Below are 21672 nucleotides of genomic sequence, written 5' to 3'. Positions count from 1 at the left end.
GTGAAGCTAGCTTCACTTTTCACATACCAAATCATTATAAATTCATACTGGATAAACCAATGTATTGGGCCTTATCAAATTACACAGACTTCTTGACGGAACCAATATATCAGCGATTCTTAATTTATATCGGCGATTTTTCAAATATATCGACTTACCGACAAAAATCGACAACACAAAAAGACCCACTCATTAGAAAGTGGGTCCTCTCCAATCACTTATTTTCCGAAAATCGAAGAAGCTGCGTTAATCCTGGTTCTAAATTCATTTCGCCTTTATGTCGTACGTATACAATCTTGTTCCCATCAAATTTTGGAGGATTTCCTGGATTATACGTCAGCCACTCGTCCGTTCCTTCTACATTATACTCCATATACTCCGTTGCACCGACGATTACGTTTTTACTATCATCTGCCGTTACATTTGGTGCCATTTGTGCAATTTTCGAATCACTAATTAATAATTTCTTTATTTCCTTATCACGTTTGTAATCGTAAGCTGTCACCATTACATCGCTACCATATGCTTTCACTTGCAACCCTTGTTTGAATGAATAACCATCAGGAGCAGTCTTCTCTCCTCCATTTGGTCCAGCCGACATCCAGCCCGTTTCAATACCACCTGTATTTACAACTGTAAATCCTTTTTTATCTCCGCCTGCAATTTTCTTTTTACCAGCCCAGTCTGGCAAGTTTAAATCCCAGTGCGTGTGACTCGTAAAGAAAACAACTTGTGGATAGTCTTTTAATATATCATACAACTTATCGACATTTAAATAATCTTGTAAGTACGGTGATTGTCTTGATCCAGACACCGTATCGGGTAAAACGTGATGAGAAAAAATGAAAATCGGCTTGTTTTTATCTTTTTGGCTGTACTCTTCTAAATTTTGTTTTAACCAACCTAGTTGCTCATCACTCATATATACTTCGTCCCACATTTTTGAATCGTGGTATTTCATATATTTTTCAGTTCCTAAAAATAAAAGCGGATAACCGTCTAATTCTTTTTTATGATATACCTTTTCTTGTCCGCTAAATTGTAAATAGCGGTTAAATAGCGTTTCCTCCGTTACACCATTTGGCCATGTACTTTGAGATAGCTTCCCATCAGCTGTCCATTTACCAGCATAAAACTCATGATTCCCAACAGTTGACCATACATTCTCTGGATGCTTATTTTTGTTTAATACTCGCTTCACATCATCATATTGGGACTGTTGTCCAGTTGGCGTTATATCCCCATTCATAATAAGCGCTCTAGAAAGTGGCGTCACTTTGTTCATATCTTTTAATACGTGATCAAAGTCTCCTAAATCCCCTTGAATATCACTAATAACGTTAAAAGTTGTAGCTGATTTTCGAACTTGCTCTTTCCCTTCCGCATGTGCTGAAAATGTCGGTAATAATACCGTCATAACCACTAACGAAGCAACTGTCTTTTTCATACAAATTCTCCCCCTAATAATAGAATGTACAAACTGACATATTCTGCTTTCTCTTAGGTGCTTGTCCAATTCACATTATAAGGAGGGATTGTAAAGATAGATGGAGTAAAAAATTAAGTGTTTTTTAAAAGATTTTGTTGTTTTTTGCACTCCACAATTAGTGATTCACGCCAATCTAGCTTTCTAGCCTTTAACATTACATACATGTAAATTTTGATGTTAAATCTTTTCGTTTCATACGTTGTTTTTTATTACTTTTAATTTAAGGGTTTACTGATTTTTTATCCGAGGACAATGAAATTCATCAACAAGATAGACATGAGGTTATATTTATGGTTTCAGTTAATGTCCCTAAAATACTAGTTCGGTTAAGCAATTCGATATATTCCACACTACAAATATTTATTTTATAAAAAGAAGAACCCCAAACATTTTGAGTAAAATGTTTGGGGTTCTTCTGGCCTCCCTAAGTTTTTATGAAAAAGATTGATTATTTTATGTAGCCTACTAAAAAAACATTTTGTTCAATCAACTAACAGAACAAGATGAAACACTTATAACTCCTACAATTTACGAATCTTATCCTTTTTTGCTTAAAAGCGATGTTTTTTTGCCATCGGTTCTATATATGTATTTAATATCCACATTAATACTTTCCATACCTTTTGTTGGCTAGGTGGTAAATGAGCGTTATATACATAACTGTATTCAATTTGCTGTGTTGCACCACGATTTCGTTTGAACTCTCCAGCCCCAGCACTACAATGACAAATTAAATCTTTTTCAATAGAATCCATTGTAATAAGGAGGGACAGTATACGGTATAAACCTTGTTGCTGGTCAGTGTTTGTATGATAACCAAGGATCGGCGTTGTCATAACTCCATCCCTAATAAAATAAGCAATGACACCATCAATTGTGTCCCCTTTTTTTATGGCCTTTATCTCAAATAAACGATGCTGAAGAGCATTCCATAAATAAGCGGGTGTAAACATTGGGTTATGGGCAGAATATTTTTCAATATATAGTTGGTTGTATAGCTGAGAAATTTGTAAAATATCATCTTTTGTTAATTCCTCATTCGTAATAATTTCATAATTGCTTTTCTCTAATAAACTTTTATCATTTAGTAAATCTTTTCGTTTTTTTCGATTCATTTTTTTATAGTGTTTCGGATCAAATAAGTATATAGAACGAGACATAATTTTATTGTAACCGACTGTAGATAATGCTTCTGTCGTTGCGGGATATAATTTGTTATTTAAAGAGCGAAATAGAATGGTATGCTCTGGAAATTTCTCAACTAATACTTTCGTTATTTGTTCGATTTGTTGTTCGTTGATAGAGTGATACAGATTTGTTGAAAGCATCCAATTATTTACGACAATGACTTTATTAATATTCGTTCGTCTTAGCCAATTTCCCATAAAATGAATCGGATAGGTTAGTAGCTTCTCAAGCCATGGTTTTTTCAACTCCCATAGCTCTTCTAACGCATAAGATATGTAATGTGTATAAGGAGAACATACATATGAATTTTCGAACTCTGCGTTATTAAGAGTGACTGGTAAGATGAGATCATCAATTTCTAATAGAAAGAGTTGCGTGTTCACATTTTCAATAAATGCTGTAACGCCCTGTTGAAAAAGAGGCAAGAAACTATCTCGTACATACGCTCCATCTTTTTTGGATTCCCAATCAATGCTATGCAAGGAATGATCATCATGTAACTGAATCATTTATGTTCACCACGCCTTACAAAACTTTCTATTCTTTTTAATTTTTTATCATATACTTGAATATCGTAATGCGAAAAGAAAACATGCGGTATCGCACACTTTTTCGTAGACCATAGTGTATGTAATTCTTGCATTACCTTTGATTGACATAATTCGAGATTTTCAGGTAGTGCTTTAAGTTTAATTTCAATTTTATCTACGCTATGTTGTATTACTTTAAATTCTTGGATGTCACTAGATGCAAACAAAATTGCTCTTCTAATAAAATCTGGAAAAATAAATATTTCGCTATGATCCACTTCACTTATTCCAATAAATATATCGTCACATCGACCATCAATACGTTCTAATGCTAAGAAAGGTGAGCCACAGCTGCACGGCGTCTTTTTCTCAATTAATATGTCATTGAGACGATATCGTATAATCGGCTGTGTTTTCCTCATGAAATCAGTAATTATGGGAACAAATATCCCTTTCTCTTGATCTAAGTATTCTTTTTCAATATGAACGAGGTCTTCATTCATGTGTAATGTCCCATGCTTGCAGGTGGTAGCAAGAAAACCTTCTGTACATTGGTAAACTTGGTGTACTGTCTGCTTGAAAGTTGCAGAAATAAAGTCTCTATCAATATCTTCAAGCACTTCTGCTACAGAGATAATTTTCTTAGGACAAATTGTAATCAGTCCTTCTTGCTGCCAGTAAGCAATTTTCCGTAACATAGACGGAGGTGCAATTAAAATAGATGGCTTTACTTCATTTAATCGCGTGATATGCTGTTGAAACGAATCTAGTAAATCAAAAAAATGAAATGAGATTCGCTTATTTTTTGTCGCTTCGTATAAGTTGCTATTTGCACGTAAGAAAAAAGCAATCGTGTGTTTATGTAGAAGGCTAGAAGGAAGCACCTTTCCAATAATCGAGCCAGCCCACAACGTTTGTTCTTCCTCGGAAACGAGAAAAACCCCACGATTTCCACTAGTGCCTGATGATAAACCGACAGTTATATTACGAATGGTTGGTGAGAAATTCCGGGTCTTCTCTGCTTCAAATGCTATATGAAACGCTTCTTCCTTTGAAATATGGACTGTATTTAATGTATCAAAATGTTCCATCATTACTTCTTTATCAATAATGGGGAGTGCAGACAAATTTCCCTTTTGAATTTCATGTAAAAACGGCTTATATAACTGGCGATAAAAAGGCGACGCTTCTATCGTGAACAAAAGTTGTTTTTCTATTTGTTGTTTATGAAACTGTTCCAATTGTTTGCGATTTGAAAATCTCAAGCCATATTTTGTTTTCAAGTATTGCTTGAGAATCCGTAGTTTATTCATAGTACACCTCTGCTTTAATTTTATCCCATGTATGTTCACAATGCGTTGGTACAATTTCAATCTCAGATGATGTTTGTGATAAATGGTGTAACTTCTCAATATTCTTCCGGTAAGACTTTGGGTCGCTCGTTAAAAGGTTGGCAATCTTACTAGGAAATACAAGGTTTTGATACGTTTTACTTAGCCACACTGCGTCTGCGCAAAGAAAAACAATTTTATTACTCTGTAAATGGACGAATATACCAAATTGACCAGTTGCATGTCCTGTTAAGTCAACAGCAAATAATGAGCCATCATCAAATACATCATAGCCCTCTTCAAACTTTCCATATGTAGAAGGTAAGTTAAGAGATGGAGTTCGATCAATGAATGTCATCCTCTGCTCTAAATCCACTGGCAATGTATCTTTTAGGCACCCTTTTAATAGAGCACCAAATTTACTTCTCTTTTTAATATCCTCATAAGCTTTTGCGAAGGTTAATATTTTCGCTTTTGGAAAATCGGGTAAACCCGCTGTATGATCGCCATGAAAATGAGAAAGAATAATATATTTAATTTCTTCTGGCTGAATACCATCAAGAAGAAGTTGCTGTTTAATAGATTGCTCTTCCGTAAAATGAACAGGCGTCAGTTTTGCATATACAGAGTAAGGGAATTTTTTTGTCGCTTCTTTAAAGTGTCCTGCATATCCAGTATCAAATAAAATATATCCTAATTCTGGATGCTGGAGTAATCCTACTGTTGCTGGAAAACAGATTTGTTTCCAACTGCCCTTGGAGTATGCGATTTTTTCTGGATGTGTACAATATCCTGTATCATATAGCTTTAAAGATTTGATTTTCATTGTATTTTCCACCAGTCTACAAATTTTGTAATTCCTTCTTCTATACTGACCTTTGGAGCATATCCTAGTTCTTCTTTAGCTTTATCAATACTTAACGTCTGGCTTTTTGAAAGGACGCTAACAGTATACTTTGTAAGAATAGGTTCTTTTCCGAATAAAATAGTTTTTGAGACTCCTTCTAATATAGCCGCTAGTGTAAAAGCAGTTTTGTAGGAAATTTTTTTATATCGTACTTCCTTATCAAGGCGCTTCATTACATTTTCTATGACCTCATATAAATTGATACGTTCATCATTTGTTATATTGTACTTTTGCCCTAATGTATGTTTTGGGGAATGCATACAAAGAAGTAAAGCATCTACAACATTCTCAACATACGTAATATCAACAAGAACATTTTCTGTACCAATTCTCGGTAAAGCCCCTTTTTCACATACTTTAATAAGACGCGGAAGAATTGCGTTATCCCCTGGTCCGAATAAAGCACGCGGGCGTATTGTGATAACTGGTAAACCATGTACGAAAGCTTGATCAATCGCTTGTTCAGCTATGTACTTCGTTGTTGCATAATGATTTACAAACGTATCAGGAAGTTTCGCATTTTCTACTACATTTTGTCGCTCATCATAATAAAAATAAATACTTGGCGTTGATACGTGGATAAGGCGTTTTATACCATACTTTTGACTTCCCTCGATAATATGTTTCGTTCCTAACACATTCGCATTATAAAAATCTTCATATTTGCCCCAAGGGGAAGAAAGTGCGCCACTATGAAAAATATAATCTTTATCTTTACAAACTTGTACCACACGCTCCCTGTCTTCAAGAGGACAATGAACAAACTCGATCCCATTTTGTTCTAATACCTTACCGATTGTTTTATTTCTTCCCGTTGCCGTTACTTCATAGCCCATATTTTTCAGTCGAAAGGCGAGTTTTTGTCCTAGAAAGCCCGTTCCACCAGTTACTAGCATTTTCATAAATCTTCACCATCCCACGATATGTCATATGTTGTTTGCTCTAAAATAGTCCGTTCATGTTTATAACTTTCACGCCATAATTTATACATGCTAAAAAACTGATAAAAAAATGGTTTCCAATCATTGTGACGATAAACGATATCTGGATAAGAGCATAGAACTTTTAACCATCGTTTACGTTTTTCTTTACTTTTTAAATAAGGAAATCCATATAGAAGCATCGCTAACCGAATTGCACACTCCGAATTTTGTTTTGGAACGAATGAATTGTTTACTTTTTCATTAAAAAACGCGGGCAATATTTCCTCATCGAATAAATGTAATCCACTTGTACTACGTGGATTACATTCAATTGGAATCGCATCTCCATTCTCTGTAACGATAAAATCAAAGGCAATTTGTCCTGAGAAATTTAACTCTTTTACAATATGCGTAACAAACTGATCAATTTTAGAATGATTCATATGCTGAAACGCAATGGTAGCACCTAAGCCTGCCGTGAATTCCGTTTTATACGTAGAGTGAGCCAACACTTCCCCAGATTGTGCAATACTGTAGGAACAATGCTGCGTTCCTTGTATAAACTCTTGCATAATATAATTCGGCTTACGTATCATGCTTTCTTTTAGAGCAGCCTCTTTTATCATAAATTCCACTTTATCAGAAAACCGGGAGTAAATCGGCTTTAATACAAAAGGAGTATGAGCTGGTGTTTTGTGCATCATTGACCTTATCGCTTCTTCATTATTTATTCTATATGTTGCAGGTACTTGCCACCCTAAATTTTCTACGAACTGAATAAATTCCCACTTATTATGCAGTAATAAAAGTTTTTGAAAATCATCTACTAATACATGACAAAATGCACTTAATTCCCCTTTATATTTAGATATATAAAATACTTCTTCACACGTCGGAATAAGCAAATCTACATTGTGACGTTGAATAATGGATAGTAGCGCACGGATACTTTCATTTGTTTTCCACTTTGGAGATGGGATTTCATAAAAGTAATCCGTACTCTTTGAAACTTTACTTAACGGATAAGGAATACTATCTGCAATAATAACGGTATGTCCAGCGTTATGAAACAGTCTGCATAAATGCAAAGTTGCTGGTGCACGTGCTCCTGTAAGTAATACTGTTTTCTTAGTATTCAAGAAGGATGCCCCCGATAGAAAGTCCCGCAGAAGTACCTAATAATAATATTTTATTTCCACGTTGCACTTTCTTTTGCTTAATCGCTTCGAAAAGAGCGACTGGAATAGATGCGGAAATCATATTGCCGTAGTCTTCAAAAATAGTCATAAAGCGTCCTTCATCTACCCCTAATTTTTTACGAATGAGTCTCATAGCTGGTCCACTTGCTTGGTGAGGAACAATTAAATCAATATCGGCTAGAGAATAACCAGTATCCATAAGGAGCTTGTCGATAAACTTCATTAAATGCTTAGAAGATAGTTTAAAAATGGCTCTTCCATTCATATCGAACAAGAAGTCTTCTTTTCGTTCCTCACTATACTCCCTAGGATGAATCATCGTTCCACCGCCACGAATTTCTGATAAATGCGCACCAGAGCTATATGTTTCCATATGAGAAGCAATAATAGAAGATGAATGATCGCCTTTTGTTATGACAACAGCTGCCGCACCGTCACCGAATAAAATACTGCTTTCATTTTGTCCCCAATTTAATCCAACAGAAGAAATTTCAGAAGAAATAATAACAACATTTTTGTATCTCCCGCATTCAATTGCGTATGAAATTGTATCAAGTGCTGTTATGAAACTTAGACATGTTGAATTGATATCAAAACATGGAATACCAGAATGCTGTAGCCCGAGCTGTTCTTGAATAAGTGATGCAGTAGAAGGAATCGCCTGTTGAATCGTTCCGCTTCCGCAAATAATACAATCGATATCATCCCATGTTAACTTCGCATCTTCTACAGCTTTTTTTGCAGCCTCAGCCCCCATATAAGAAGACGTTTCCCCATCAACAAAGTATCGTGTTTTTACTCCAGCTTTTTTTAATGTCCAGCCTTCTGGTACGTCTAACATACGATCTATTTCAAGAGAATCTACTTTTCGTTTTGGAAGATATGTGCCAATTCCTTTTATACTAATATATCTTTTCATTTTCTATCGCCTCTTAATCTTTTTATAAATTTTAAAATTCCGTCATATATAACTACTGTTGTAGATAAATACAGATTTTATTGTAAAATTCTGCCATACCATTATGTACATCTAATCCTACTTCTCTTCAAAAAAGAGCCAGTTCTCTACTTGAGAACTGGCTCTTTTTGCATGAGAATTCTTCAAATACATACTTTAGAAAAACACTTTTATATCAATTTAATTATATTATAACAATTATCCGAAAATAATTAATAGTATTTTTTGTAAATAAAAGTGAATATGTGGTATGAACTTACGTGAGAGGATCGTTTATTGAGCAGCAAATATAAACATATGGAACGTATATACATCTCATTTAAACATCTTCTATTTTCTCTTTTGTTTAAAAAAAGACACAGAGATTCCTCCCCATGCCTACTAATTCCTACTTCTTCACCGCATGCACATAATGCACCGTCTCAAAAGCTTCTAAATAATCGTTTCGTCCTTCAAAATATAATGTATGAATATCCTCTGGCGATAAATGTTCATAAATGAGTAAGCCCATCTTCTCTAACAGTGCTTCCATTTCGGCATAAGAAAAACATGATTTCATCGGTTCTCCGCCTACTGCAGCCATTTTCACCATATTTTCCACTCGATTGGACAACCCTTTTTCCGTAAATAAGTTTTCATCTGGATAATCAAAAACGATAGAGCTCCCTTCTGGAACCATCTCGAATAAACATTCTATTAAACTAGAAAGCTCCCCTTTTGTTAAATAATACGACACACCTAAAAGGCTAAAGAACGTTTTTTTATTTTCAAATCCTTCATTCTGTAACTGCTCATAGGAAAATCCTTTCGTGAAATCCATCGAAATAAAATGAAGATTATTTGGAACTTCAAGTTCTGCTTCTTTTATTCTCTCCTTCTTAAACCCTTGTGTAGAAGGATGATCCACTTCAAATATTTCTATATTACTCTCTAATTCTCGGTGTCTAAAACTGAATGTATCTAATCCCGCACCGAGTATAACGTATTGTTTCACTCCCAGCGTAATCTCATGTAGTAATACTCTTTCACAATATGCCGCACGTGCTAAAGGTGTTGGTGATAATTGAACTTGCGTAATCCATTTTAATATTTCTTTCGGATTATCTTGAAACTGCTTTGCAATGTCTGTATTGAAAAAATGTATTCCTTGAACCATGTTCATTTCAATTTCGTTACGTTCTTTTTTTGAAATAAAATCTTTAGCTACATAATCATCAAAGATTTTAGGACGATCAAATTCACTGTGATACGCCCTTCCGAAAGCTGATACTAACGACGTTACACTTGCTTCACCTTGTTTCACGCACATACACTCTCCTTCATTTTCACAAAAAAATAGGGTCCCCCCGGCCAGGAGAACCCTATTATACACTTTATTTTTATATTGGTAAATTATAGCATAAATAAGTTTTTTTGTCAAGTTTCCAGCCTACTATCACTTCAGCACTTTGTATATTCTCTGGCAGGAAAATATTCAATCTACATTGAATATTCCAGACTATAACAACACACATGGAGGCCAATATGAAACGATTCGTCATTATTACGGTAGGAAAAACACACAGCGGTAAAACTACATTCGCAAAAGCTTTAGAAAAAGAGTTACCCCACTCTTTCGTTATGGATCAAGATAACCAAGCTGAATTTATTAACACGCATTACGAAAAATTACAGCCGGCTGAAGGCCCTAATACATTTAAGCACGGTCTTTCTAAATTCATTGTTGATTATGCGAAAGGACATACAAATTTACACCTTATTATTAGTAACTCCAATCGCAGTAAAAACGGAAGGTTATATTTACTAAACGAATTATTTCCACAAAATGAATATGTACGCATACTCGTTCATTTTGACATTCCAGATGATGTACTTTACGAAAGAGTGGCTCGAAGCACGCGAAATACGAATATTTTTAGAGGTGGATATGCTAGTTTCAAAGAAGTACTTGATCAACAACAAGCTGAATCACTTCACGAAGATGTCGTAGATCCTGTAGAAAACGAGGCTGATTATTTGTTTGTTATTCGCAATAGTAAAGATGTAAGCTTTACTATTGAAGAAATTGTTCATCTAGCTAAAGTTTTGTCCCCTACTCCAAAATAAGAGACTATAAGAATTACATAATGATAGATTATTATGCAAATCCTTCCTCTAAGCGCCTAACATAGTATATAATGATAAGATAATCTACTTCTATATGCTCATTTTTACACAAAACAGTTCATGCATATGAAAGAAAAGAGGTACAAAATATGAAAACAAAACAAACAATCGCTGCGTCTACACTAGCTTTAGCAATGATTGCTGGCGCAAACTCTGCTCATGCGGAAGTAACTGATGCTACTTCTCAGCAAAGTACGGGAGATCGATTAGCTGAAATTAAGCAACATAAACAAGAGTTCGATGCGAAATTGCAGCAGCACAAAGAAAACGTGGATCAAACATTGAATGAACTTAACCAAGTTAAGGAAAATGTTGATACGAAAGTTAATGAACTACATGAGCGTAAACAAGTTGCTGATGAAAAAATTAACGAAATAAAACAACGTAAAGAAGAGTTCGATGCAAAACTTCAGCAAGACAAACAAATCGCTGAAGATAAAATCGCTGAAATTAAAGAGCATAAAAAGCAAGTAGAAGATAAAGTTGCTGAAGTGAAAGAACATAAGCAAAATATCGATAACAAAGTAAATGAGATTAAAGAACATAAACAAACTGTCGATGAAAAAGTGAATGAAATTAAGCAGCATAAAGAGAACATCGATCAAAAGGTTAATGAACTTAAGGAAGTTAAAAAACAAGTCGATGAAAAATTAGCTGAGTTAAAGAAAGCAAAACAAACTGCTGAGGACAAACTTGCTGAGCTAAAAGAAAACAAACCGAATACTGGTAACACGTTAGAGGAACTTAAGAAAATTAAAGGTAATTTAGATAGCCTTTCCGCTAACTTAGAACTAGCTAAACAAGATGTGAAAAACAAACTAGCTGCATTACAAGAAGCTAGACAAGATTTAATCAATAAAATTAACGAAATGAAACAAGCGAAACAAACTGTTTCAGACGATTTATCAAAGAAAAAACAAGACTTAGATATTAAAATCAATGACTTTAAACATACTGAGAAAAAAATTGATGACAAATTAGCTGAGATACATACAACGAAGCAAAATGTAGATAACAAGATCAACGAAGTATCTCAATCGAAACAAACAGAAACAAAGACTAGTACTACAAATGCAAACAATAATGCTAGAGAACTCCCTAACGCTGGTAGTGAGCAATCAAATAATATGGCTTTAGGTATGTTATCTGTATTAGGCGGAATTTTATTAGTAACTCGAAATAAAATTAAAACATTATTCTCAAAATAAAGCCATTATACTTATTAGAAATAATTATACAAAGGCCAACCGCATGTACGGTTGGCCTTTTTCTTTATATTAATTGTCCATCTCGAAGCGTCAATATACGATCACATACATCAAGCATTCTTTCATCATGTGTAATCATAATTGCTGCTTTTTGGCTCTCTTTCACTTCACGTTTCATCATTTCAACAACTTCACGTGCGCGTTTTGAGTCTAAACTTGCCGTTGGCTCATCCGCTAATATTAAATCTGGGTTGTTCATGAACGCACGAGCAATTGCTACCCTTTGTTTTTCCCCACCAGATAGTTGATTTGGATAATGATTTTTTCTTTCTCCTAATCCAAATGCCGCTAATAAATGATCCGCACGCTTTTCTGATTCTTGTTTGCTTTCTTTTTTCAGCTTAGCAATGTAAAGTAACTGTTCCTTCACATTTAAATATGGAACAAGGTTTGCAAACTGGAAGATGAAACCGATTTTTTTCAAACGAATATCTGTCATTTCCTTTTCTGATAACTGTGTAATATTTTGCTCACGAATATAAATATCCCCTTTTGACGGTGATAATAGTGCACCCGCGATTGATAATAACGTACTTTTTCCTGATCCAGAAGGACCGACGATTCCGATAAATTCTCCAGCTTTCACATCAAGTGATATCGGATGAAGGGCTGTTACTTCCGTATTCCCTTCTCCGTACACTTTACTTACTTTGTCTAATTTTAATAATGAAGTCATTACATCCCGCCTCCAATTGCCTCTAGCGCATCAACTTTTAATACTTGGTATAACGAAATAAGTGTTCCTAAAATACTAATTAAGATAAAGATTGCTGCATATTGTGCAATCATCGGTGTTGTTAATAAGAACGGCATACCTGCTGGTAAAATTTGTTCTAATCCTTGTACAAGAACGATACTGATTACCATCGCAACGACTGATAAGAATAACGCCTGCACGACTAAGCTATTTGCTAAATACGAATTCTTCGTACCGATTGCTTTTAATACACCTAATTGCTGTGTTTTTTGCAGTGTAATAACGTAGAAGAATACACCGATTAGTAACGCAGCGATAACTAGTAAGAATGCAATAATCATCGTTAATGTTCCTTGCTCTTCTTTAAATCCTGGAATACTTTGCAATACTTCTTTTTTGTCAATTACGTGTGCATTTTTAATCTCTTTATCTGTGTTAAGTGCAATTGCACTATAATCTTTTTGATTTGGTTGCGAAATAGCGCCCCATACGTCTTCATTTACATAAACGACTGGTGTATGGCTAAACATTTGATCTTTCGTAAATCCGACGATTTTAAATTCTTTCTTTGAAACAGGATCAATAATTGTATCCCCAATATCGATTCCTTTTTCTTTAATTGATTCGTCAGCAACCATTTCGTTATTTGCTGTACCTAATTCCTCACCTTTTACAATATTCGGTTCTAAAAATGTATCGCGTTCACTTGAGAAAATAGCGATATCAACCTTTTTTGAACTATCTTTCTTTTCATACGTTGAAACTTTCACACGAAACGGAACGGCCTCTTTCTCGCCTACTTGATTTACTACGTTATCTACATCATCTTTCTTAATTTGTGAACGAAGTAATTTATTTTCCGCATCATCTGCTAAAACGAACTTATTTGCCTCCATATTTTGAATCGATGAAGCATTATCATATGATAATCCATTTGCTAATCCTGAAATAACTAGGACTAAAAATGATAATAAAACCATGATAAGTCCGATTAATCCGTATCTTAATTTTGATTGTTTCAATTCACGCAGAGCTAAAAACATTTCGCTCGCTCCTTCCTCTTTCTTTCTATGCACTTATCATAAAAAAGAAATATGAACGGAATATGAACAGAAGATTACAGAGAGTAAGATTTAATTTTCAGAAAGTATTGAAAATAAATAGAATCCTTGATACAATTCAGTCAAATAATATTGACCGAGTAATTTAATTCAAGGAGTTGATCATGTTGAAGCCCGTATTAACACTAACTACTTATAGCCAACTAAAAGCATTAAGCGATCCATTACGTGCCGAAATGATGATACGTCTATGCGAACGTCCTTATACTGGACAATTACTATCTGAGAAATTCGGCATTTCAAGGGCGAAAATTCATTATCATTTAAAAGAATTAGAAAAGAATGGGCTTATAGAGATCGTTTATACAGAAGAAAAGAATGGGATTGTTCAAAAGTTTTATCAATCTGTCGCTAAAGGCTTCACCCCTGCCGCAGATCTATTACCTCATTTAGAAATAGTAAGCGAATCAGGTCGCCAAATCTTTTTACAAATGATAGAAAGAACGAAAAGCCAAATTCTCGCTGCACCAGAAGAAGCTTTTACATTACAAAATGCAAGTGAAGATCCAGCTAAGTGGAATTACGTTTCATCCTGCTGGGAGTTTGATGCTACGCCAGAACAATTTCAAGTGTGGGTGAAAAAATTTCATCAATTGATGGCTGAATTAAATGAAATCGCAAAAGACGCGGATAAAGATCCAAATAGTAAATCTTATTACATTTCTACCACTGCACTTCAAATCGCAGAGAGAACAATGCAGCAATTTATTAAAGAAGAAGAAAAATCGTAATACGATTTTTTTTACATAAACGGTCAAATTTATTTTACCGAATAAATTTCTTATAAAGGAGTAGATAAAGTGGACATATTAAAAAACCGGAATTTCCTATTGTTATTTTTAGGAAGAATTTTTACTAACATAGGAGATAGCTTATATTACGTAGCAGCAATGTGGCTCGTATATAAGCTGAGTGGTAATCCTTTTTATTCTGGATTGGCTGGTTTCCTTACGTTACTACCTTCTGCATTACAATTCCTTACCGGCCCATTCGTTGATAGATGGGCAATAAAAAACACTCTCGTCATCACACAAGTACTGCAATGCATTCTTATATTAATCATTCCTATTACACACTACTTCGACCTACTAACCGTCCAATTACTACTCATCATTATGCCAATCGTAGCTTTTATCGAACAATTTGCCTATCCCGCACAATCAAAAGCTTTACCACTTCTACTGCATAAAACACAATTATTAAAAGGAAACTCACTCTTCTCATTTGCGTATCAAGGCATTGATTTAATTTGCACGACGCTTTCCGGCATATTAGTAGCACTATTTGGCGCCATTACTTTATATTTGGTTGACTCCTTAACATTTGCAATTACAGCTCTTTTGTTCTTTTCATTGAAAATGCCACAGCAAACCGATACGGGCACATCACTTTCAACTAAACAATATTTCTCTGATTTAAAAGAAGGCTTTTCAATCGTCTTTCGTTCCTTAATGAGCGTCTTCTTAATCGGTTCAGTTGTTGCCAATTTTTCTATCGGTATGACGATGGCGATACTCCCTTCTTTCGCTGATTCTTTAGGAGGCGTGAAATCATATGGCTTCTTCTTAGCTGCTATATCAGCAGGTAGTCTCATCGGTGCATTATTCAGTTCATGGGTTGGTAAACGTAATGTTGGCCGTGTCTCTATTATTGGCTTTGCGACTGGCGCTACCTTTTGGTTCCTCTCTACGGTTGTACCGTTTCAATGGCTATCTATTTTCTTATTCGGCCTAGCTTGGATTCCAATTGGTGCAACCAACATATTATTTGCGACAATTAGCCAAATTGTAATTCCAAATCAATATATTGGCCGCATCAATTCAGTCATGCGAAGTATGAGCACAATTGCTATGCCGATCGGTTCTTTAATTGGCGGATATGCTGCAAATGTATTTAGTAGCCAACTCATTTTCGCGCTCGCTAGCATCGGGATTTTATTTATTTCTCTCGTATGGCTACTTCATCCGAAATTACGGGCATTGCCGAAAGCTGATGAGATTACAGCGGATACTTTTGGGGTTCGGTTTAAGGAAGAACGTGGGAAAGGTGCGGCTTTATAATAGGAGTTAGGGTACGTGAAATTTATATCGGCGATTTTTCAAATATATCAGCGCAACTCGAATTATATCGGCGATTTTCACAATATATCGGCGCAACTCAAATTATATCAGCGATTTTTCGATTATATCGATTTACCGACAAAAAACGACAAAAAGAAGAGGCCGTTTCCAAACAGCCTCTTCCCTCTATTTCGGAAGCTCCACCCGAACAGTCGTCCCTTCCCCTTTCGTGCTATAAACCGAAACAGTTCCTTTATGCAGTTCAACAATCTTCTGCACAATCGATAACCCTAAACCGCTGCCTTCTACATTTCTTGCTCTTGCTGTATCTACTTTGTAGAAGCGATCAAAAATACGATCCATTTCTTCTTTTTCCATGCCGATTCCGTTATCGGATATAGAGATTATAACGCTAGACTCTAACTCTTCGACGAAAAACTCAATAGTCCCACCATCATTTGAAAACTTAATGCTATTCGTGAAAATGTTACTCCATACTTGATGAAGTAAGTTTTCATCACCTTTTATAGTGATATCCGGCACATCAAATTCAACAGCGATATCTTTTTCACGCCATTTCCATTCAAGCATAAAAATGACGTCTTTAATTTGCTTCTGTAAATTGAATTCTTTTATTTGTAACACTTTCTCTTCTTTATCTAATGAAGCTAGTGTAAGTAACTGTTTACATAAACTAGACATTCGCTTACTTTCGCCCTCAATAATTTGTAAGTAATGATTTCTTTCTTCTTCACTCATTTTTTCTGTTTGCAATGTTTTTGAAAAACCTTGTATAGAAGAAAGCGGCGACTGGAATTCATGTGAAACGTTCGAAACAAATTCTTGTCTCATTTCATCTAATTCTTTTATACTTTTCGTCATCTTTTGGAAGCTTGTAGATAACGTTCCTATTTCATCTTTTCGTTTTACATCTAATTCGATTTCATATTCACCACTCGCAATTTTTTGCGTAGCCTTCGTAAATTTACGAATCGGACGAACGATGTAACCTGCTGCAATCGCTATAAAGATAATGCTTAATAGTACGATAAACCCAAGTAATACCGCTAAGAAAATTCGCATCTCGCCAAATTGGTTTTGAATATCAGGACGAATAAATAATGCGTACTGTTTATCACCGTGCTTTAGCGGTACACCGACACTATTTATTAATTCATTATCGAAAAAACCTGTAATAAAGAGACGAGTCGGATATGTAGAAACGCCATTAAACGTTTCCCCTTGCAGTACTTTATGAACGGTATCATCACTAATAGACGTCTTACGAAACGCATTACCAATACGCTTTCCATTCTTTTGATCATCGACAATATAAATCTCATATCCTAACTTCGCAATAGAATGTAAATACGCCTCTTGATTTTCTTCACTTTGCTTTTCATATAACGATTTAACTTCCTCAGCATACTTTAAAATCTTTTCGCTGTTATACGGTTTTAACTTCACTTGATAATATACGTTCGTCAATAAAAAGCCGATAATACTACTAAGTAGCATAATACCGACTGTCATAAATACAAATCTAGAATATAGTGATTTCATCTTATTTCAGCTCCAACTTATAACCGAGTCCGCGCACTGTTGTAATTTGAAAATCATCCGTTCGTTTTGAGAAACGATCTCGGAGCCTTTTCACATGAACGTCAACCGTTCGTTCATCCCCTTCAAAATCCATTCCCCATACTAGCTCAATTAACTCTTCTCTTGAAAATGTTCTCCCAGGATAACTAGCTAATTGTGATAATAATTCAAATTCCTTTAATGGAAGCAAAATCGTCTGCCCGTTACACTTTACTTCAACACCTTTACGATCAATTGTTGTTCCATGGAGTGTAATTATGTCAGCGCTCAGCATTTGATAACGGCGCAATAAAGCTTTCATACGGAAAATAACTTCAGCTGGCTCAAATGGTTTCACAATATAATCATCTGTACCAGAGATAAAGCCTTTTTCTTTATCGACTAACTGATCTTTCGCCGTTAATAAAATAACCGGAATATCATGATACTTACGAATTTCTTCACATAACGTATAGCCATCAACGAACGGCATCATAATGTCTACGATCGCAAGATGAATATTTTCCTTCTCTAATACGTCTTGCGCTACCTTTCCATCTTCTGCTTCAAAAACTTTAAACCCCTCTTTTTGTAAATGGTAATGTAACAACTCTCTAATATGTTTATCGTCATCAGCTAATAAAATATGTATCATCTTCATTAAACCCTCTCTTGTTCATCCTTCTACATCACTACATTAAGAAACAATTGGATTTTTTGCAAGAAAAAGAAAAGGATTCCTTAGAAGATACTCTTGTTATCATTGTGGTCAGCTGCTTTATTTTTCTTATAACTTGGTGATGTACTCTGGTGTACGAATAAGTGATCTAATACTTTTTTAGTAAGTGGCATAAAGAAATTCAGTAATAGCCCACCTAAACAAACGGTTAATATAGTTCCAATACCAATTGGTCCATGTAAAATCGTTGCCATTATCAAGAACATAAGGTAAATAAATGTTCTTGATATAAAGATATTCGTTCTCGTTAATTCTTGTATGATTAAAGTTAATCGGTCAATTGGAATGGGAGCAAAATTTGTTTGTAAATATATCGCAGTTCCTAATCCTGTAATAACTAAGCCAATTCCAAAATAAATCATTTTACTGTACCATATTTCTGATGTAATTAAATTACGTAATAAAAATAGCCACACATCAATACCAATGCCCGTTATGAATGCTGTTAACAACCCTAGTACCTCTGGTCTTTGTCTTTTTAATATTGAATTACAACATATTAATAATAAAGCTATTATTATTTCCCAACTTCCCACAGTAAGCCCTACATTTAAAGAAAGTCCTACTAAAAGTGCATCAAAAGGTGAAGTACCAAAATCTGATTGTATTGTGAAAGAAATACCAAGGGTTAATATTAAAATTCCTAATACATAAAAAACATACTTCATTTTAATCAACCTCTTCATTGTCATTTTTATTGCATTTACAACAAAAATATTTTATATTAAATGTAACTTCAAATTGTTGCATTTGCAATAAAAATAAAAGCTAAGGAGTTCATTATGAAAGAAATTCTTCGTGAGATTGGCATGATTGCAAGGGCATTAGATTCTATTAGTAATATAGAATTTAAAGAATATGAGCTTACAAAAGGTCAGTATTTGTACCTTGTTCGAATATGTGAAAACCCAGGAATCATTCAAGAAAAGCTATCTGAGATGATAAAAGTAGATCGTACAACTGCAGCCCGGGCTATCAAAAAGCTTGAAATTAATGGATTTATCGAAAAGAAAGAAGATGAATCTAACAAAAAAATTAAAAAACTTTTCCCGACAGAAAAAGGAAAAAATGTTTATCCTTTTATTAAGAGAGAAAATGATTATTCCAATACTGTTGCATTAGAGGGATTTTCGGAAACAGAAGCGGAAACTATTTCTAACCTTCTTCAAAGAGTCAGAAAAAATATAGAAAAAGATTGGGAATTTGTAAAAAAGGGAAATAAGAGAGATTATTGATTATATAAAGGAGCGAACTATTAATATGACTACACATATAGAAAAGTGCACCCTTAAAGATATACACAAACTTCAAGAAATTAGTTATGAAACATTTAATGAAACTTTTAAACATCAAAATTCACCCGAAAATATGCATCATTATTTGGAAAAGGCATTTAACTTAAAGCAATTAGAAAAAGAACTATCCAATATCTCTTCTCAATTCTTTTTTGTCTACTTTAACGATGAAATTGCTGGATATTTAAAGGTCAATATTGATGATGCTCAGTCTGAAGAAATGGGCAATGAATCACTTGAAGTAGAGAGAATTTATATAAAGAGCTCCTTTCAAAAACATGGTCTTGGTAAATATCTACTAAATAATGCTATTGAAATTGCAATAGAACATAATAAAAAGAACATTTGGTTAGGTGTATGGGAGAAAAATGAAAATGCTATTGCTTTTTATAAAAAATTAGGTTTTGTACAAGCTGGCTCTCACTCCTTTTATATGGGCGATGACGAACAAGTTGACCTTATCATGATCAAAACACTCATATAACTTTTTTGAGAGGTGGGCTATTATGTATATTCCAAAGTATTTTAAAGTCACAAATGTTGATGAAATTTGGGATTTTGTTCAAAAAAACTCTTTTGGAACAATTGTCACAACAGAAAAAGAAAAACCAATCGCAACTCATTTGCCCTTTGGATTAACTAAAAAAGGTGATGATTATTTTATTACTGGACATATGGCTTATGGGAACCCCCAGTGGAGAACATTTGAAACTTGTGAAGATGTCCTTGTAATATTTCAGGGACCTCACTCTTACATCTCTTCTTCTTGGTATGAAAATGAAGAAGTGCCAACATGGAATTATCAAGCCGTCCATATATATGGTAAAGCGAGTATTTTAGATAAAGAGGAATTAGTAGATGAATTAACAAAAATGTTAAAAAAATATGAGGAGCATCGTGAAAATCCAGTATTATGGAATAAACTTTCCCCTACTCTGTTAGAAAATGAACTGAAAGGTATAGTTGGATTTAAAATTAAAGTGGAAAACATCCAGGCTGCATATAAATTAGGTCAAAATCGAAATGAGAAGGATTATATTAACATTATTGATAAATTGTACGATGAAGGAAATCCAGATGCAAAACAAATGGCGGAACTCATGGGGAGTAGATTAAAAAATCACATATAATCCATTGTAATTCAACTCTCACATTTCAAAATTAAAGAACAGGCTGGAGCGCTTTATCGGCCTTTTTCTTTAGAACGTCAAAGGTTGAACTGAAAGTAAATGGCGTTTAATTAAAAAAGAATCTATTTTGAAAACAGATGATTCAAAATAGATTCTTACGTTTTAGTATTAAGATTATTTTAATTAAAAACAATTTTTAAGCCTTCGAAATATCAACAAATCCTTCCCCGAATACATCACGAACATCGTGTATAGCGATGAATGCAGCCGGATCCGTAGTTTGAACAATCCTCTTTAGCTTCACTACTTCTTGCTTATTAATAACAACATAAAGAATGTCCTTGGGCGTTTTCGTGTAATAACCATGACCTGAATACACAGTAACCCCTCTACCCATTAAAGAAGTCACCTTCCCGGCAATTTCATCTGGTTTATCAGAAATAATCGTAATGGCCTTTTTCGGATTTAACCCTTCAATTACAAATTCCATTACTTTCGTTCCTACATATAACATAACAATTGTCAGCATCAGTTTTTCTGCACCAATGATGAAATAAGATGAAAACGCAACGATTAAATCGAAGAACAGTAGACCATAGCTAATGCTCCATCCTAAATATTTATGCGTCATCCGTGCTAAGATGGTAGTACCTGCTGTCGTTCCACCAACGCGAATGATAAGACCAATCCCGCACCCGATAAATATTCCACCGAAAATCGCATTTACGAGCATTTCATCAGAAGCAATCGTCCATCCTTCTGTTAAATGGAGAAATAGCGAGTTCGTAACTACAGCGATAATCGTATAAATTGTTGTGATCTTATTTAAAAATTTATAACCGACTATTAACAAAATGGCATTTAAAATTAAGTTAACTAAGCCCGGTGACCATTCAAATAAATAGTACGTAATAATTGTGATACCTGTTACCCCACCCTCACCAAACTCATTCGGAATAACAAATAAATTGACACCTAAAGCAAAAAGGAATGCACCAATAATAATAAAAATAATGTCTGTCGTTCTTTTTTTCATATAGTACCTCACTTCTTATGCAAATATTTCTTCAGATATAAACTCTCACCATTA

Annotated in this window: 21 protein-coding genes; 7 read left to right on the top strand and 14 right to left on the bottom strand. The window is 34.5% G+C overall.

Annotated elements, in window-relative coordinates; genetic code table 11:
- Positions 1-214: 214 nt before the first annotated feature.
- From ACTFSI_RS18535 to ACTFSI_RS18500, 8 genes are all read right to left on the bottom strand, one after another.
- Positions 215-1447 (bottom strand): DUF4073 domain-containing protein, encoded by a 1233-nt coding sequence (locus ACTFSI_RS18535; protein ID WP_070806486.1) that lies wholly within the window; start codon positions 1445-1447, stop codon positions 215-217.
- Positions 1448-2040: 593 nt separating this feature from the next.
- Positions 2041-3186, bottom strand: a complete 1146-nt coding sequence (locus ACTFSI_RS18530; protein WP_044793106.1) for a hypothetical protein — start codon at positions 3184-3186, stop codon at positions 2041-2043.
- Positions 3183-4520, bottom strand: coding sequence for a F390 synthetase-related protein (locus tag ACTFSI_RS18525; protein WP_044793107.1), 1338 nt, complete (start codon positions 4518-4520; stop codon positions 3183-3185). The genes ACTFSI_RS18530 and ACTFSI_RS18525 overlap by 4 nt, the downstream gene beginning before the upstream one ends.
- Positions 4513-5364, bottom strand: coding sequence for an MBL fold metallo-hydrolase (locus tag ACTFSI_RS18520; protein ID WP_000695247.1), 852 nt, complete (start codon positions 5362-5364; stop codon positions 4513-4515). The genes ACTFSI_RS18525 and ACTFSI_RS18520 overlap by 8 nt, the downstream gene beginning before the upstream one ends.
- Positions 5361-6347, bottom strand: coding sequence for an NAD-dependent epimerase/dehydratase family protein (locus ACTFSI_RS18515; RefSeq protein ID WP_000783223.1), 987 nt, complete (start codon positions 6345-6347; stop codon positions 5361-5363). The genes ACTFSI_RS18520 and ACTFSI_RS18515 overlap by 4 nt, the downstream gene beginning before the upstream one ends.
- The gene (locus ACTFSI_RS18510; protein WP_070806488.1) at positions 6344-7507 is read right to left on the bottom strand and encodes an ATP-grasp domain-containing protein; all 1164 of its coding nucleotides are present in this window, start codon (positions 7505-7507) and stop codon (positions 6344-6346) included. Before ACTFSI_RS18510 ends, ACTFSI_RS18515 begins: the two co-directional genes overlap by 4 nt.
- A complete protein-coding gene (locus ACTFSI_RS18505) occupies positions 7497-8486 on the bottom strand; it encodes a beta-ketoacyl-ACP synthase III (RefSeq protein WP_070806489.1) in 990 nt (329 codons plus the stop codon). The genes ACTFSI_RS18510 and ACTFSI_RS18505 overlap by 11 nt, the downstream gene beginning before the upstream one ends.
- A gap of 427 nt (positions 8487-8913) precedes the next feature.
- Positions 8914-9834, bottom strand: a complete 921-nt coding sequence (locus ACTFSI_RS18500) for a class I SAM-dependent methyltransferase (protein WP_138321620.1) — start codon at positions 9832-9834, stop codon at positions 8914-8916.
- 215 nt (positions 9835-10049) lie between these two features.
- Here ACTFSI_RS18500 and ACTFSI_RS18495 point away from each other — a divergent pair, with 215 nt between their 5' ends.
- Both ACTFSI_RS18495 and ACTFSI_RS18490 read left to right on the top strand, forming a co-directional pair.
- Complete coding sequence (locus ACTFSI_RS18495) at positions 10050-10631, top strand: ATP-binding protein (RefSeq protein WP_044793116.1); 582 nt, start codon at positions 10050-10052, stop codon at positions 10629-10631.
- A gap of 149 nt (positions 10632-10780) precedes the next feature.
- The gene (locus ACTFSI_RS18490; RefSeq protein WP_044793118.1) at positions 10781-11899 is read left to right on the top strand and encodes an LPXTG cell wall anchor domain-containing protein; all 1119 of its coding nucleotides are present in this window, start codon (positions 10781-10783) and stop codon (positions 11897-11899) included.
- A gap of 64 nt (positions 11900-11963) precedes the next feature.
- Here ACTFSI_RS18490 and ACTFSI_RS18485 read toward each other — a convergent pair whose 3' ends face one another.
- Together ACTFSI_RS18485 and ACTFSI_RS18480 are read right to left on the bottom strand one after the other, a co-directional pair.
- Entirely contained in the window at positions 11964-12635 is a 672-nt protein-coding gene (locus tag ACTFSI_RS18485; RefSeq protein WP_000202597.1) for an ABC transporter ATP-binding protein, read from the bottom strand.
- Positions 12635-13699 (bottom strand): ABC transporter permease, encoded by a 1065-nt coding sequence (locus ACTFSI_RS18480; protein ID WP_044793120.1) that lies wholly within the window; start codon positions 13697-13699, stop codon positions 12635-12637. Before ACTFSI_RS18480 ends, ACTFSI_RS18485 begins: the two co-directional genes overlap by 1 nt.
- A gap of 185 nt (positions 13700-13884) precedes the next feature.
- Between ACTFSI_RS18480 and ACTFSI_RS18475 the strand changes: the two genes are divergently transcribed.
- Positions 13885-14508, top strand: a complete 624-nt coding sequence (locus tag ACTFSI_RS18475; RefSeq protein ID WP_138322597.1) for an ArsR/SmtB family transcription factor — start codon at positions 13885-13887, stop codon at positions 14506-14508.
- Between the two features lie 69 nt (positions 14509-14577).
- On the top strand, positions 14578-15837 hold the full coding sequence (locus ACTFSI_RS18470) for an MFS transporter (protein ID WP_138321618.1): 1260 nt from the start codon (positions 14578-14580) through the stop codon (positions 15835-15837).
- A 186-nt stretch (positions 15838-16023) separates the two neighbouring features.
- Here the strand turns inward: ACTFSI_RS18470 and ACTFSI_RS18465 are convergent, their stop codons facing one another.
- The 3 genes from ACTFSI_RS18465 to ACTFSI_RS18455 form a co-directional block, all read right to left on the bottom strand.
- Positions 16024-17400 carry a sensor histidine kinase gene (locus ACTFSI_RS18465; RefSeq protein ID WP_044793122.1) on the bottom strand — a complete coding sequence of 459 codons (1377 nt, stop codon included), beginning with the start codon at positions 17398-17400 and terminating at the stop codon, positions 16024-16026.
- Between the two features lies 1 nt (position 17401).
- Positions 17402-18079, bottom strand: coding sequence for a response regulator transcription factor (locus tag ACTFSI_RS18460; RefSeq protein WP_000781961.1), 678 nt, complete (start codon positions 18077-18079; stop codon positions 17402-17404).
- A gap of 80 nt (positions 18080-18159) precedes the next feature.
- Positions 18160-18825, bottom strand: coding sequence for a YczE/YyaS/YitT family protein (locus ACTFSI_RS18455; RefSeq protein ID WP_138321616.1), 666 nt, complete (start codon positions 18823-18825; stop codon positions 18160-18162).
- A gap of 114 nt (positions 18826-18939) precedes the next feature.
- Between ACTFSI_RS18455 and ACTFSI_RS18450 the strand changes: the two genes are divergently transcribed.
- Genes ACTFSI_RS18450 through ACTFSI_RS18440 form a run of 3 tightly spaced genes read left to right on the top strand, consistent with a single transcriptional unit; the run spans position 18940 to position 20582 of the window.
- Complete coding sequence (locus ACTFSI_RS18450; RefSeq protein WP_000658984.1) at positions 18940-19392, top strand: MarR family winged helix-turn-helix transcriptional regulator; 453 nt, start codon at positions 18940-18942, stop codon at positions 19390-19392.
- A gap of 25 nt (positions 19393-19417) precedes the next feature.
- The gene (locus tag ACTFSI_RS18445) at positions 19418-19936 is read left to right on the top strand and encodes a GNAT family N-acetyltransferase (protein WP_070806500.1); all 519 of its coding nucleotides are present in this window, start codon (positions 19418-19420) and stop codon (positions 19934-19936) included.
- Positions 19937-19958: 22 nt separating this feature from the next.
- Positions 19959-20582 (top strand): FMN-binding negative transcriptional regulator, encoded by a 624-nt coding sequence (locus ACTFSI_RS18440; protein WP_138321614.1) that lies wholly within the window; start codon positions 19959-19961, stop codon positions 20580-20582.
- Positions 20583-20778: 196 nt separating this feature from the next.
- Here the strand turns inward: ACTFSI_RS18440 and ACTFSI_RS18435 are convergent, their stop codons facing one another.
- Positions 20779-21618: a YitT family protein gene (locus ACTFSI_RS18435; RefSeq protein ID WP_113712609.1), complete on the bottom strand. Its 840-nt coding sequence runs from the start codon at positions 21616-21618 to the stop codon at positions 20779-20781.
- Positions 21619-21672 lie beyond the last annotated feature (54 nt).

Source organism: Bacillus cereus group sp. MYBK101-2 (assembly GCF_051918845.1).
Classification (GTDB): Bacteria; Bacillota; Bacilli; order Bacillales; family Bacillaceae_G; genus Bacillus_A; species Bacillus_A paranthracis.
The sequence above is the reverse complement of the archived record's forward strand: the minus strand, read 5'-3'. Positions and strand labels throughout refer to the sequence as shown.